Raw genomic sequence first — 14,736 nt, forward strand, 5'->3', positions numbered from 1 at the left:
CCTGGCGGTCTGTCGCGACCGCCCTCCACACACATGCGGAAGGGCCCGGCCGAAGCCGGGCCCTTCCATGTACCAGTGGTCAGATCACTCGCTCGGCGGCACCAGGCCGGAGACCGTGTCGATCTGCTCGTAGGTGTTGTTCGCGCCGTACTCGTACACGCCGTAGGTGCCGGCCGCCAGGCTGCCGGTGTCGGTCATGTCCGCAGGCCCGCTCTTGCCGTCGTAGTCGATGTCCTCGCCGTCCTCGAGCAGGGTCTTGCACTCCTCGAACGTGGTGCACTTCGTGCCCTCGCGAGTGACGTCCACGATGTTGGCGCCGACGGCCTCACCCGAGTCGTCGCCGGCCGCGATCGCGGCGAGCGCACTGATGATGACGGCGTCGTAGCTCTCCGGACCGTAGGTCAGGGCGTCGTTCTTCTTCATCGGAGGGGTCTTCTTGAGGAGAGCCTCGAAGTCAGGGTCAGGCGTCGCCGAGGCCGGAGCCGTACCCTTGACACCCTCGAGGTTGAAGTTCTCGTCCGGGTAGTTGGAGAGGTTGCCGTCCACGAAGTACAGCTGCACGTCGTCGGGCCCCAGGCCCTTGGCGATCAACTGCGGAATGATCGTTGTGGTCTCGGCGAATGACACCAGCACGATGGCCTCGGGCTTGGCCGCGGCGATCTTGTTGATTTCGGCGGTGAACGTCGTCGCATCCTTGTTGTACAGGATGAACTCCCCTACCGTCCCGCCCTTCTCCTCGAGCACGTCTCGCGTCCGCTCGGCCAGACCCTCGCCGTAGAAGTCCTGACGGCCCATGATCGCGACGTTATCGAAACCGTCTTCGATGACCTCGTTGGCCAGGATCTCGCCCTGGAGGTAGTCAGACGGCGCCGTGCGGAAGTACAGACGGTTCGGGTCGATCTGGTCGGTGTCGAAGCCTGCCGCGGTGTTGGCCGGCGAGAACTGCACGACGCCGGCACCGGTGATCTTGTCGATGACAGTGATCGACACGCCCGACGAGGCCGCGCCGACGATCACGTCGGAGTCGGCGGCCAGCAGCTTGTCGACCTGAGCACCCGCGATGTCCGGCGTGCCGTCACCCGAGTCGCCCTTCACCTGCACGACGTCCTTGCCGAGCACACCACCGGCGGCGTTGATGTCCTGGACGGCCAGGGTCACGCCGGCAAACTCCGGGGGGCCGAGGAACGCGAGGTCCCCGGTCGCCGGGAGCAGTGTGCCGAAGGTCAAGACGCCGTCGCCCTTGGGCTCTGCCGTGGGCGATTCTTGGGTGCCGGTGTCTCCGTTGTCGCCTCCGTCCTCGCCGCATGCGCCGAGCACGAGTGCGGCTGCCAGTCCGACGACTCCGAGTCGCATCAGCTTCTTCGGTCGGTACATCAGGCCCTCCGGTTCATCAGGTCGGGTTCGGCGCAGTACGGCGTACCGCGCTGCGACCCAACGTAGTGCGTGGGCGGCCCCCCGCGACCAGGCTTCGCGGCTCGTTGTCAACTTGTGACCATCGGTTCGGGCAGGCTGCAGGCGGAGAACCGGCGTCTCGCGGCTGTGGGAGCGCCCGCGTCGGGCGGCTCAGGCGCCAGGCGCCCCGGGCACGCCGTGCGCGACGACGCCCTCGGCGACCTGACGCATCGACATCCGCAGGTCCATCGCCGTCTTCTGGATCCACCGGAAGGCCTCCGGCTCGGTCAGTGACAGCTGCTCCTGGAGGATCCCCTTCGCCCGGTCGATCGCCTTGCGGGTCTCCAGCCGCTCCTTGAGGTCGGTGATCTCCTCCTCCAGCTGGGCGATCTCGGCGAACCGGCTGACCGCCATCTCGATCGCAGGCACCAGGTCGGATTGGGTGAACGGCTTGACCAGGTAGGACATGGCCCCCGCCTCCCGTGCCCGCTCCACCAGCTCGCGCTGAGAGAAGGCCGTGAGCATCACGACGGGTGCGATCCGCCTGCCGGCGATCGCCTCGGCGGCCGAGATGCCGTCGAGCACAGGCATCTTCACGTCGAGGATCACCAGGTCGGGCCGGAGCCGCTCCGCGAGCTCGATCGCCTGCTGGCCGTCGCCGGCCTGCCCCACGACGTCGTACCCCTCCTCGGCCAGCATCTCGGCGAGGTCCATCCGGATCAGGGTCTCGTCCTCTGCGATGACCACGGTGCGTGGCGCGATCAGCGGGGTCGGGGCGGTCTCGGTCACGGGGCAAGACTATCGGGGCGGACCGGCTTGGTTCCGGCCAGGAGGGGCGTCCGCGGGTGGAGGCCGATGCCCCGAGCGCGACGGGTTTCGGCTACCTTTTGTGCGGCTCCCGCCCCGGTAGCCCAACGGCAGAGGCAATGTGCTCAAACCACATCCAGTGTGAGTTCGAATCTCACCCGGGGCACGAGATGTCAGGGAGGGCCTGACGTCACTCGGTCCTTTCGGCCCAGTGGGCCCGGTGGCCCGCTGATCGACGTCAGCGCGCGTGGCCGAGCCGCTTGTAGGCGGGCGCGACCTCGTTGATCGCATCGCCCATCCGGTGCACGCGCAGCGCGTTGGTGGATCCGGGGATGCCCGGCGGGCTGCCGGCCACGATGACGACGAGGTCGCCCTCCTTGACCCGCCCGATGCGCAGCAGCTCCTCGTCGACCTGGCGGACCATCTCGTCGGTGTGCTCGACCGTGGAGGTCTTGAAGGCCTCGACGCCCCAGGTGAGGGCGAGCTGCGAGCGTGCGCGCGCCTCGGGAGTGAACGCGAGCACCGGGATCGGGCTGCGCAGTCGCGCCAGCCTGCGAGCGGAGTCGCCGGACTGGGTGAACGCCACGACGTACTTCGCGCCGACCCGCTGCGCGACCTCCTCGGCAGCCTTGGTGATGACGCCGGCACGGGTGTGCGGGTCCCACTCGATCCGGCCGAACCGGCTGAAGGTCTCGTCGGCCAGCGCGTGCTCCTCGGTCGCCGCGATGATCCGCGCCATGGTCTCGACCGTGTGGATCGGGTGCTCCCCCACGCTCGTCTCACCCGACAGCATGACCGCGTCGGCGCCGTCGAGGACGGCGTTCGCGACGTCACTGGCCTCGGCGCGGGTCGGCGCGGGGCTGGTGACCATCGACTCCAGCATCTGGGTCGCCACGATGACCGGCTTGGCGTTCCGGCGCGCGGCGACGATGACCTGCTTCTGCAGGAAGGGCACCTCCTCCAGCGGACACTCCACGCCCAGGTCGCCGCGAGCCACCATGAACCCGTCGAACGCCTGGATGACCTCGTCGAGGTTGTCGATCGCCTGCGGCTTCTCGATCTTCGCGATCACCGGCAGCATCACGCCCACCTCGCGCATGATCTTGCGGACGTCCTCGGCGTCGCCGGCGTGCCGCACGAAGCTCAGGGCGATGAAGTCGACGCCCAGGCGCAGGGCGAACCGCAGGTCCTCGGCGTCCTTGTCCGAGAGGGCGGGCACGGAGACCGCGACCCCCGGAAGGTTGATGCCCTTGTTGTTGCTCACCTTGCCGGCGACGAGAACCTCGGTGACGACGTCGGTATCGGTCACCTCGACGACACGCAGACGAACCTTGCCGTCGTCGATCAGGATCGGGTCGCCGGGTGCGACGTCGCCCGGAAGTCCCTTGTACGTCGTCCCACTGATCTCGGCGTTGCCGTCGACGTCGCGGGTGGTGATGGTCCACCGCTGGCCACGCTTGAGGGCAACCGGTCCGCCGGAGAAGGTCTCGAGGCGGATCTTCGGACCCTGGAGGTCGGCGAAGATGCCGACGCCGTGCCCACTGGCGTCGGAGGCCTCACGAACCAGGCGGTAGACCTCGGCATGCTGCTCGTGGGTGCCGTGGCTCATGTTGAGCCGGGCGACATCCATCCCGGCGTAGACCAACTCCCGGATACGGCGCTCGGAACTGGTGGCCGGACCCAGGGTGCACACGATCTTTGCTCTTCGCACGGGGTTCACCCTAGCGAGCCGCCATCGGCGCAGAACGTCGCATCGGCGCAAACTTCGTGTGAAGTCTGCGCCGATGCGAAATGGAGTCGATCAGACGACCAGCGGACGCGCGGTCGGCGGAATCGGTGCGGGCAGCTGGGTCGTGCCGGAGAGGTACTCGTCCACGCCAGCGGCGGCCGCTCGGCCCTCCGCGATCGCCCAGACGATCAGCGACTGGCCGCGGCCGGCGTCACCGGCGACGAAGACGCCGTCCACGTTGGTGACGTAGCTGTTCGCCCGCTTGATGTTGCCGCGCTCGTCGAGCTCGACGCCGAGCTGCTCGACCAGGCCACCCTGCTCGGGGCCGACGAAGCCCATCGCGAAGAGCACGAGGTCCGCCGGGATCTCCCGCTCGGTGCCCTCCAGCTCGACCAGCTTGCCACCCTCGAACCTCACCTCGACGATCCGCAGCGCACGGACGTTGCCCTCGTCGTCGCCCAGGAACTCCTTGGTCGACACCGAGTAGACCCGGTCACCGGCCTCCTCGTGCGCGGAGGACACCCTGAAGATCATCGGGTACGTCGGCCACGGCTGGCCCTCGGGACGGTCGGACGGCGGCTCGGGCATGATCTCGAGCTGCGTGATCGACGCGGCGCCCTGGCGCACCGACGTGCCGAGGCAGTCGGCCCCGGTGTCGCCGCCACCGATGATGACGACGTGCTTGCCGTCGGCACGGATCTGACCGTCGACGGTCTCCCCCAGCGCGACCCGGTTGGCCTGCGGCAGGAACTCCATCGCCTGGTGGATGCCCTTGAGCTCCCGGCCCGGCACCGGCAGGTCGCGCGGCACGGTCGAACCGATCGCGATGACCACCGCGTCGTACCGGTCGCGGAGGGCGTCCCCGGTGAGGGCACCGGACCCGACCTCCACCCCGGAGCGGAAGACCGTGCCCTCGCGCTTCATCTGCTCGATGCGGCGGTCGAGCTGGATCTTCTCCATCTTGAACTCGGGGATGCCGTAGCGCAGCAGTCCACCGGGCCGGTCGGCCCGTTCGTACACGGCCACGGTGTGACCGGCCCGGGTGAGCTGCTGGGCGGCGGCGAGACCCGCGGGGCCCGAGCCGACGACGGCCACGGTCTTGCCCGAGAGCCACTCCGGCGGCTGCGGACGGACGTAGCCGGACTCCCACGCCTTGTCGATGATCGACACCTCGACGTTCTTGATCGTCACGGCCGGCTGGTTGATGCCCAGGACGCAGGCGGTCTCGCACGGGGCCGGGCACAGGCGACCGGTGAACTCCGGGAAGTTGTTGGTCGCGTGGAGGCGCTCGATGGCGCCCTCCCAGTCGTCACGCCAGACCAGGTCGTTCCACTCGGGGATGATGTTCCCCAGCGGACATCCCTGGTGGCAGAACGGGATGCCGCAGTCCATGCAGCGTCCGGCCTGCTCGGTGATGATCGGGAGGAGCGCACGCCCCATCCCGCCCGGGTAGACCTCTTTCCAGTCGTTGACCCGCTCCTCCACCGGTCGCCGCCCGGCGACCTCGCGGGTCTTCTTCAGGAATCCCTTGGGGTCAGCCATGGAGACTCTCCATCATCGCGTTGGCCACGCCGTCCTCGTCGAGACCCTCCGCCTCGGCCTTCGCCTTGGCCTCGAGCACGATGCGGTAGTCGCGTGGCATGACTTCGGTGAACCGGGTGAGCGCCGTCGCCCAGTCGGCGAGCAGCTCAGCTGCCACGTCCGAACCGGTCTCCTCGTGGTGGCGGCGGACGATCTGCTCGAGCTCCTCGGCATGGGCGCCCGACACCGGACCGAGCTCGACGAGCTCGGCGTTGACCCGGAAGTCCTTCAGGTCCAGGACCCAGGCCGTGCCGCCGGACATGCCTGCGGCGAAGTTGCGGCCCGTCTTCCCGAGCACGACGACACGACCGCCGGTCATGTACTCGCACCCGTGGTCGCCGACGCCCTCGGTGACCACGGTGGCACCCGAGTTGCGGACGCAGCACCGCTCGCCGACACCACCGCGGATGAAGATCTCACCGGAGGTCGCGCCGTAGGCGATCGTGTTGCCGGCGATGATGTGCTGGTCGGGGCGGAACGGAGCGTTCCGGTCGGGCCGGATCGCGATCCGCCCACCGGAGAGGCCCTTGCCGACGTAGTCGTTGGCGTCGCCCTCGAGCCGCAGCGTGATGCCAGGCGGGAGGAACGCGCCGAACGACTGGCCCGCCGAGCCGAGGAACGTCAGGTCGATCGTCCCGTCGGGGAGCCCCTCGCCGCCGTACCTCTTGGTCACCTCGTGACCGAGGATCGTGCCGACGGTGCGGTTGACGTTGCGGATCGGCAGCTGTGCGCGCACCGGCTCCCCCGACTCCAGCGCCGGCTTCGCCAGCGGAAGGATCTCGGTGACGTCGAGTGACTTCTCCAGCGCGTGGTCCTGTGTCCTGGTGTTGCGGACGTCCTGGTCGGGGAAGTGGGTCCCGGCGACGTCCACCTTGTGCAGGATCGGCGCCAGGTCCAGGCCCGCGGCCTTCCAGTGGTCGATCGCCTCGACCGTGTCTAGCACGTCGACCTGGCCCACGGCCTCGTCGATGCTGCGGAAGCCGAGCTCGGCGAGCAGCTCGCGGACCTCCTGTGCGATGAACTCGAAGAAGTTCACGACGTACTCGGCCTTGCCGTTGTAGCGCGAGCGCAGGACGGGGTTCTGCGTGGCCACGCCCACCGGGCAGGTGTCGAGGTGGCAGACCCGCATCAGGATGCAGCCCGAGACCACCAGCGGGGCGGTCGCGAAGCCGAACTCCTCGGCGCCGAGCAGCGCCGCGATCACCACGTCGCGACCCGTCTTCAGCTGGCCGTCGGTCTGCACGACGATGCGGTCGCGCAGGCCGTTGAGGAGCAGGGTCTGCTGGGCCTCGGCGAGGCCGAGCTCCCACGGGCCGCCGGCGTGCTTCAGCGACGTCAGCGGGGATGCGCCCGTGCCGCCGTCGTGGCCGGAGATGAGCACCACGTCCGCGTGCGCCTTGGACACGCCCGCGGCGACGGTCCCGACTCCGACCTCGGACACCAGCTTCACGTGGACGCGCGCCACGGGGTTGGCGTTCTTGAGGTCGTGGATCAGCTGGGCCAGGTCCTCGATCGAGTAGATGTCGTGGTGTGGCGGCGGGCTGATCAGACCGACACCCGGCGTGGAGTGTCGGGTCTTCGCCACCCACGGGTACACCTTGTTGCCCGGCAGCTGACCGCCCTCACCCGGCTTCGCGCCCTGCGCCATCTTGATCTGGATGTCGTCGGCGTTGGTGAGGTACTCGCTCGTCACACCGAACCGGCCCGACGCGACCTGCTTGATCGAGCTGCGGCGCTCGGGGTCGTAGAGGCGCTCGGGGTCCTCGCCGCCCTCACCGGTGTTGGACTTCGCGCCCAGCCGGTTCATGGCGATCGCGAGGGTCTCGTGTGCCTCCTGCGAGATGGAGCCGTAGGACATCGCGCCGGTCGAGAACCGCTTGACGATCTCCGACACCGGCTCGACCTCGTCGACGGGGATCGGCTGGCGGCCGACCTGCTCGGGGTCCTTGAACCGGAACAGGCCGCGGAGCGTCATCAGCTTCTCGGACTGCTCGTCCACCGCCTGGGTGTACTGCTTGAAGATGTCGTAGCGACCGGTGCGGGTGGAGTGCTGCAGCCGGAAGACGGTCTCGGGGTTGAACAGGTGCGGCTCACCCTCGCGACGCCACTGGTACTCGCCGCCGATCTCGAGCTCGCGGTGCGCAGGGGCGATGCCGACGGGCGGGTAGGCCTTGGCGTGGCGGGCCGCCACCTCCTGGGCGATCGTGTCGAGATCGACTCCGCCCAGCTTCGACGTCGTACCCGTGAAGTACCTGTCGACGACCGCCTGGGAGAGGCCGATGCACTCGAAGATCTGGGCGCCGGTGTAGGAGGCCACCGTCGAGACGCCGATCTTGCTCATCACCTTGACCACGCCCTTGCCGAGCGCCTTGATCAGGTTGTTCACCGCGGCGCTGGGGTCGCTCTTGACGTAGTAGCCCTCACGAGCGAGGTCCTCGACGGTCTCCATGGCGAGGTACGGGTTGACCGCGGCCGCGCCGTAGCCGACGAGGAGGGCCACGTGGTGGACCTCCCGGACGTCGCCCGCCTCGACCAGAAGGCCGACCTGGGTCCGCGTCTTCTCCCGCACCAGGTGGTGGTGCACGGCGCCGGTGAGCAGCAGCGAGGGGATCGGCGCCAGCTCCGCCGTGGAGTGGCGGTCGGAGAGCACGATGATGCGGGCGCCCTCGGAGATCGCCCGGCTGACCTCGGCGCAGATCTCGTCGATCCGCGCCGCCATGGCCGCACCGCCACCCTCGACGTGGTAGAGGCCGCGCGACACATGGGTGACGAAGCCCGGGTGGTCGCCGTCGCGGTTGATGTGACGGATCTTGGCGAGGTCGTCGTTGGAGATGACCGGGAACGGCAGGACGACCTGGCGGCATGAGGCCGGGGTCGGCTCCAGCAGGTTGGCCTCCGGGCCAATGCTGCCGTTCAGCGAGGTGACCAGCTCCTCGCGGATGGCGTCCAAGGGCGGGTTGGTGACCTGGGCGAAGAGCTGGCTGAAGTAGTCGAAGAGCAGCCGGGGCTTCTCGCTGAGGGCCGCGATCGGAGTGTCGGTGCCCATCGACCCGATCGCCTCCGCGCCTGTGTTCGCCATCGGCGTCAGCAGGATGCGCAGCTCCTCCTCGGTGTAGCCGAAGACCTGCTGGCGGCGGGTGACCGAGGCGTGCGTGTGCACGATGTGCTCCCGCTCCGGGATGTCATCCAGGTGGATCATCCCGGCGTGCAGCCACTCGCCGTACGGGTGCTCGGCGGCGAGCTGCTCCTTGACCTCCTCGTCCTCGATGATCCGGTGCTCCTCGGTGTCGACGAGGAACATGCGGCCCGGCTGCAGCCGGCCCTTGCGGACCACCGTGGCGGGGTCGATGTCCAGCACGCCGACCTCGGAGGCCAGGACGACGAGGCCGTCGTCGGTGACCCAGAAGCGCGAGGGTCGCAGGCCGTTGCGGTCGAGCACGGCCCCGATCTGCGTACCGTCGGTGAACACCACGCAGGCGGGACCGTCCCACGGCTCCATCATCGTGGAGTGGAAGCGGTAGAAGTCGCGCCGCTTCTCATCCATCTCGGTGTGGTTCTCCCACGCCTCCGGGATCATCATCAGCACGGCATGCGGGAGACTCCGGCCGCCCATGTGGAGCAGCTCGAGGACCTCGTCGAACGACGCCGAGTCCGACGCGCCGGGCGTGCAGATCGGGAAGAGTCGGTCGAGGTCGCCGGGGATCGCCTCGGAGTCGAGCAGCGCCTCACGGGCCCGCATCCAGTTGCGGTTGCCCATCACCGTGTTGATCTCGCCGTTGTGGGCGATGTACCGGAACGGGTGGGACAGCGGCCAGCTCGGGAACGTGTTGGTGGAGAACCGCGAGTGCACGACGGCGAGCGCCGACGCCATCCGCTCGTCGACCAGGTCGGGGAAGAACGTGTCGAGCTGGTCGGTCGTCAGCATGCCCTTGTAGGCGAGGGTGCGCGACGACAGCGACGGGAAGTACACGTCGGTCTCGCGCTCGGCCCGCTTGCGCAGGCAGAAGGCCAGTCGCTCGAGCGCCATGTCGGTCACCGGCTCGGCGCCGAACGGGTTCGCCTGCACGAAGACCTGGGCGAAGGTCGGCATGACGCTGAGCGCCATCGTGCCGAGGATGTCGGGGTTGACCGGAACCTCGCGCCAGCCGAGGACCGCAAGGCCCTCCTCGGCCGCGAGCTCCTCGATCCGACCACGGGTCTTGGCGACCTGCTCCTCGTCTCCGGGCATGAAGGCGGTGCCGACCGCGTAGCTGCCGGCCGCGGGCAGCTGGAAGCCCGCGTCGGCCGCGACCTCGCGCAGGAACGCGTCGGGAACCTGCATCAGGATGCCGGCGCCGTCTCCGGAGTTCGCCTCGGCGCCGGCGGCGCCGCGGTGGTCCAGGTTGCGAAGGGCCGTCAGGGCCTTCACCACGATGTCGTGGCTGGCCTCACCGGTCAGCGTCGCGACGAAGGCGACGCCACAGGCGTCGTGCTCGTGACGCGGGTCGTAGAGACCCTCCGGCGGCGGGAACGCGTGCGTGTAGGGCACCAGGGTTCTCCCGTCGACTACGTCTGTGGCCGTTCCATCAACTGACGGTGGCCCACAGAAGGTGGGGCGCAAGGGACAGCACTGGCCCACGCGGCGGAAGCATCAGGTTACCACCGCGTGAACCGGCTCTGCCCATCGTCAATCAGACGTGGACGCCTCGTCCGTCACATCAGCAGCACCATCTCGGGTCACTTCAGGCTCAGCGGTCTCGCCAGTCACAGGATCAGGCTCCCGCCCCTCCAGGTACGCCGCCTCCTCACGCCCGGGGTGCCTGCGCCAGGACCACAGGAAGAACGCGGCGGCGGCCACGAAGAGCACGATCGAGGTCCACACGTTGAAACGCAGTCCGAGCACGTTGTCGAGCTGTACGTCGTCGATCCGGAGGTACTCGATCCAGCCACGGCCCAGGGTGTAGGCCATGACGTAGGCGGCCATCACTCGGCCGTGGCCGAGGCGGAAGCGGCGGTCCAGCCAGATGATCAGGGCGAAGGCAGCGAGGTTCCACAGGCACTCGTACAGGAACGTCGGGTGGAACGTCGCCACGCAGCCGGCGAGGTCGGGATTCTCGGCGCACGCGAACTCGCTCGGCACATCGGGGTGGGTCGCCAGATAGTGGTCGCTGAAGTGTGCGCGATCGATCTCCAGGCCCCACGGCAGGCCGGTCGGCCTGCCGTAGAGCTCCTGGTTGAACCAGTTGCCCCAGCGGCCGATGGCCTGGGCGACCAGCACGCCCGGCGCCAGCGCGTCGAGGAACGGGAGGAGCTTGATGCCCTTGCGGCGGCAGCCGAGCCAGACGCCCAGCACGCCGAGCGCGACGCCACCCCAGATGCCGAGCCCGCCCTGCCAGACGTACAGCGCCTCGATGGGGTCGCCGCCCTCGCCGAAGTAGCGCTTCCAGTCCGTGGCCACGTGGTAGGCCCGTGCGCCGACGAGACCGAACGGAACGGCCCAGACCGCGATGTCCTGGACGTCACCGATCCGGCCGCCGCGGGCATGCCAGCGCTTCTCACCGATCCAGATGGCGACGACGATGCCGAGGATGATGCACAGCGCGTAGCCGCGCAGCGGGAACGGACCGATCTCCCAGACCGCGTCGGAGGGGCTGGGGATGGTCGCGGCGATCAGCCCGATCTGGTCAGTCAGCACGGTGGCGTCCTAGTCGTCGTTCAGCAGGGTGCGGATGTCGGCGGCGAACTCGGTACTGGACGTCTCCTGGTTCCAGAGCACCACGGCCTCGTCGTTCTCGTCGATCCCGAGCGTGAAGGTCGAGTGGCCCCCGAGGTCGTAGCCACCGGTCGGCAGCCTCTTGCCGTCGTTGACGTAGATCGCCAGCGGGTCCCCCACCTCGATGATCCGCTCCAGGTCGCCGGTGAGGCCGACGAAGTCGGAGTCGAGGCGGTCGAGGTACCGACGCAGAACGGCCGGGTTGTCACGGGCGGGGTCGGTGGTCACGAAGACCACGTCCACCTGCTCGCGCTCGTCCGCCTCCAGCCGGTTCATCGCGGCGGCGATGTTGTTCATGACCAACGGGCAGTAGTCCGGGCACGCGGTATAGCCGAAGAACACCAGGGTGAGCGGCTTGTCGGTGTCCGCCGCCAGCGAGTACGGCGCGCCATCGGTGTCGGTGAGCGCGATGTCGGGCGCCTGGTAGGGCTGCTTGAGCCGGGTGCCGGTGAAGGTCTCGGGGTCGCTGGTCGTGCACGCCGACCCCAGCAGACCCACCAGGACGACGAGCACGGCTGCGCGGAGGCTGTTACGCACGCACTCCCCCGGCAACGCCCTGGGCGAGATCCGCGGTCAGCGCCGAGATCGCCGCGAGGCCGGCGGCGCGGTCATCGGCGTTGTCGAGCAGGACGCGGACGAACGCCGAGCCGACGATCACGCCGTCGGCGTACGACGCCACCTCGGCCGCCTGCACGCCGTTGCTGACGCCGAGGCCGACCCCCACGGGCAGCGTCGTGGTCGCGCGGGTCCGCGCGACCAGCGGGCCCGCGAGGTCGCTGGTGGTCGTTCTGGCGCCCGTCACGCCCATCACCGCCGTGGCGTACACGAACCCGCGGCAGGCGGCCGTCGTCATCGCGATCCGCTCGTCGGTGGACGACGGCGCCACGAGGAAGACCTTGTCGAGCCCCCGCGCATCGGCCGCCGCGATCCACTCGGGGGCGAAGTCCGGCGTCAGGTCCGGGGTGATCAGCCCGGCCCCGCCGGCGTCGTACAGGTCCTGCGCGAAGCGCTCGACGCCGTACCGCTCGACGGGGTTCCAGTAGGTCATCACCAGCGTGGGGGTGCCGGTCGCTGCGACCGCCTCGACGGTGCGGAGCACGTCAGCGGTGCGTACGCCGCCCTCGAGCGCCCGCTGCGCGGCGTCCTGAATGGTGGGGCCGTCCATCACCGGATCGCTGTAGGGCAGGCCGACCTCGATCACGTCGCAGCCGGCGTCCACCATGGCGCGCAGCGCCGCGATCCCGCCGTCGACATCGGGGAAGCCGGCCGGCAGGTAGCCGACGAGCGCGGCGCGCCCCTGCGCGCGGGCCTTCTCGAAGGCCCTGCCCGTCGTGGTGCTCGCGCCCGCGCTCATCCTTCGACCCCCTCGCCCGCCGGCGGGTCGGCAGGCCCGGCCTTGCCGAGCCCGAAGTACGCCAACGCCGTGTCCATGTCCTTGTCACCGCGGCCGGAGAGGTTGACGAGGATCGTCTCGCCGGGGCGCTCCTTCGCGACGTCGAGCGCGCCGGCGACGGCGTGCGCCGACTCGATCGCAGGGATGATGCCCTCGGTCCTCGCGAGCAGCGCCATCGCGTCCATCGCCTGCGCGTCCGTCACCGGGCGGTACGACGCCCGGCCGGCCGCCGACAGGTGCGCGTGCTGCGGGCCCACTCCCGGGTAGTCCAGGCCCGCCGAGATCGAGTGCGACTCGATCGTCTGCCCGTCCTCGTCCTGGAGCACGTAGGTGCGGGCGCCGTGCAGCACGCCGATGCTTCCGGCGAAGATCGTGGCCGCGTGGCGGCCCGTCTCGACGCCGTCGCCGCCCGGCTCGAAGCCGTAGATGGCGACCTCCGGGTCGTCGAGGAAGCCGGCGAACAGGCCGATGGCGTTGGACCCGCCGCCGACGCAGGCAGCGATGGCGTCGGGCAGCCGCCCGGTCTGGTCGAGGCACTGCCGCCGAGCCTCGTCGCCGATGCCGCGGACGAACGACAGGACCAGGCTCGGGAACGGGTGGGGACCCGCGGCGGTGCCGAAGAGGTAGGCGGTGTGGTCGACGGTGGCGACCCAGTCGCGGAGCGCCTCGTTGATGGCGTCCTTGAGGGTTCGCGAGCCGCTCCGCACCGGGATCACCTCGGCGCCGAGCAGCTGCATGCGGGCCACGTTGAGTGCCTGGCGCTCGGTGTCGACCTCTCCCATGTAGACCGTGCAGTCGAGGCCGAGGTAGGCCGCCGCCGTCGCGGAGGCGACGCCGTGCTGACCGGCCCCGGTCTCGGCGATCACGCGGGTCTTGCCCATCCGCTTGGTGAGCAGCGCCTGACCGAGGACGTTGCGGATCTTGTGGGCGCCGGTGTGGTTGAGGTCCTCGCGCTTGAGCAGGATCCGGGCACCGGCGTGCTCGGAGAGCCGGTGGGCGTCGTACAGCATGCTGGGGACGCCGGCGTAGTTCTGCAGCAGCTGCTCGAACTGGTGGACGAAGGTCGGGTCGACCATCGCCTTCTGCCACGCGGCGTCGAGCTCGTCGAGGGCGGCGATCAGTGCCTCGGGCATGAACCGGCCGCCGAAGGCGCCCGGCCCGCCGAACCAGCCGAACTCGTCGGCGTCGTACGCGCTCACATCTCTGCCTTTCCTGCCTTGAGGCCGGTCATCGCGGCCACCGCATCGCGCGGAGCGCCGTGCTTGACCAGCGCCTCCCCGACCAGCACGGCACGCGCGCCCTGGTCGACGAAGCGCTGCACGTCGGTCGGCCCGGTGATGCCGGACTCGGCCACCAGCACGCGGTCCGCCGGGACCAGCGGCGCGAGGCGCCCGAAGGTGTCGGCGTCCACGGCGAGCGTCTTGAGGTTGCGGGCATTGACGCCGATCAGCTCCGCGCCGAGGTCGACGGCGCGCTCGGTCTCGGCCTCGTCGTGCACCTCGACCAGGACGGTGAGCCCGAGCTCCCGCGCGGAGTCGTGCAGCCGGCGCAGCTCGTCACCGGGAAGCGACGCCACGATCAGCAGGGCCAGGTCGGCACCGGCCGCACGAGCCTCGAGCAGCTGGTACTCGGTGACGATGAAGTCCTTGCGCAGCAGCGGGGTGTCGACGGCCGCCCGGACGGCGCGAAGGTCGTCGAGGCTGCCGTTGAAGCGACGCTGCTCGGTCAGCACGCTGATCGCGGCGGCACCGCCGGCGGCGTACTCCTTCGCGAGCGCCGCGGGGTCGGGGATGTCGGCGAGGTCACCCTTGCTCGGGCTCTTGCGCTTGACCTCGGCGATCACACTCGAGCCGGGGCCGCGGAAGTGCGGCATCGGGTCCCGTGCCGGCGGCACGTCGGCGAGCGCCGCCCGCAGGTCGGACTCGGAGAGCCGGGTCTGCCGGGCCGCGAGGTCCTCCAGCACTCCGGCGACGATCCCGTCGAGCACCGTGGGCCGGGAAGCCTGGGGGGCCGACATGTCGCCTCCGTAACGTCTGTGAATCCGATGGCGACTCTCGCCGATCGTTGGTGTCGAGTGTGGCA

At 69.8% G+C, this 14,736-nt stretch carries 10 protein-coding genes and 1 tRNA gene; 1 reads left to right on the forward strand and 10 read right to left on the reverse strand.

The genetic code is table 11. From position 1 onward, the window contains the following. Nucleotides 1–84 precede the first annotated feature (84 nt). Nucleotides 85–1,374, reverse strand: a complete 1,290-nt coding sequence (locus E7Z54_RS16975; RefSeq protein WP_136435702.1) for an ABC transporter substrate-binding protein — start codon at nt 1,372–1,374, stop codon at nt 85–87. Between the two features lie 189 nt (nt 1,375–1,563). Beyond that, a complete protein-coding gene (locus E7Z54_RS16980; RefSeq protein ID WP_276606240.1) occupies nt 1,564–2,181 on the reverse strand; it encodes an ANTAR domain-containing response regulator in 618 nt (205 codons plus the stop codon). Between the two features lie 111 nt (nt 2,182–2,292). On the opposite strand from E7Z54_RS16980, the gene E7Z54_RS16985 reads away from it, so the two are divergent. Then, nucleotides 2,293–2,365 (forward strand) — tRNA-Leu (locus E7Z54_RS16985). 72 nt (nt 2,366–2,437) lie between these two features. On the opposite strand, the gene pyk is transcribed toward E7Z54_RS16985, so the two are convergent. The 8 genes from pyk to trpC all read right to left on the reverse strand — a co-directional run bounded on the left by pyk (nt 2,438) and on the right by trpC (nt 14,671). Beyond that, a complete protein-coding gene (gene pyk / locus E7Z54_RS16990) occupies nt 2,438–3,910 on the reverse strand; it encodes a pyruvate kinase (protein ID WP_136435704.1) in 1,473 nt (490 codons plus the stop codon). Nucleotides 3,911–4,000: 90 nt separating this feature from the next. Beyond that, nucleotides 4,001–5,470, reverse strand: a complete 1,470-nt coding sequence (locus tag E7Z54_RS16995; RefSeq protein ID WP_136435706.1) for a glutamate synthase subunit beta — start codon at nt 5,468–5,470, stop codon at nt 4,001–4,003. Further along, nucleotides 5,463–10,037, reverse strand: a complete 4,575-nt coding sequence (gene gltB, locus E7Z54_RS17000) for a glutamate synthase large subunit (RefSeq protein WP_136435708.1) — start codon at nt 10,035–10,037, stop codon at nt 5,463–5,465. The genes E7Z54_RS16995 and gltB overlap by 8 nt, the downstream gene beginning before the upstream one ends. 138 nt (nt 10,038–10,175) lie before the next feature. Next, a complete protein-coding gene (gene lgt, locus E7Z54_RS17005; RefSeq protein WP_240769746.1) occupies nt 10,176–11,183 on the reverse strand; it encodes a prolipoprotein diacylglyceryl transferase in 1,008 nt (335 codons plus the stop codon). A gap of 9 nt (nt 11,184–11,192) precedes the next feature. Continuing rightward, a complete protein-coding gene (locus E7Z54_RS17010; RefSeq protein WP_136435710.1) occupies nt 11,193–11,798 on the reverse strand; it encodes an SCO family protein in 606 nt (201 codons plus the stop codon). Beyond that, nucleotides 11,791–12,615, reverse strand: coding sequence for a tryptophan synthase subunit alpha (trpA, locus tag E7Z54_RS17015; protein WP_136435712.1), 825 nt, complete (start codon nt 12,613–12,615; stop codon nt 11,791–11,793). Before trpA ends, E7Z54_RS17010 begins: the two co-directional genes overlap by 8 nt. Continuing rightward, entirely contained in the window at nt 12,612–13,853 is a 1,242-nt protein-coding gene (trpB, locus tag E7Z54_RS17020) for a tryptophan synthase subunit beta (RefSeq protein WP_136435714.1), read from the reverse strand. Before trpB ends, trpA begins: the two co-directional genes overlap by 4 nt. Beyond that, on the reverse strand, nt 13,850–14,671 hold the full coding sequence (trpC, locus tag E7Z54_RS17025) for an indole-3-glycerol phosphate synthase TrpC (RefSeq protein WP_136435716.1): 822 nt from the start codon (nt 14,669–14,671) through the stop codon (nt 13,850–13,852). The genes trpB and trpC overlap by 4 nt, the downstream gene beginning before the upstream one ends. Between the last annotated feature and the right edge of the window lie 65 nt (nt 14,672–14,736).

Origin of the sequence: Nocardioides sp., assembly GCF_004803405.1 — a bacterium.
GTDB lineage: Bacteria > Actinomycetota > Actinomycetes > Propionibacteriales > Nocardioidaceae > Nocardioides > Nocardioides vastitatis.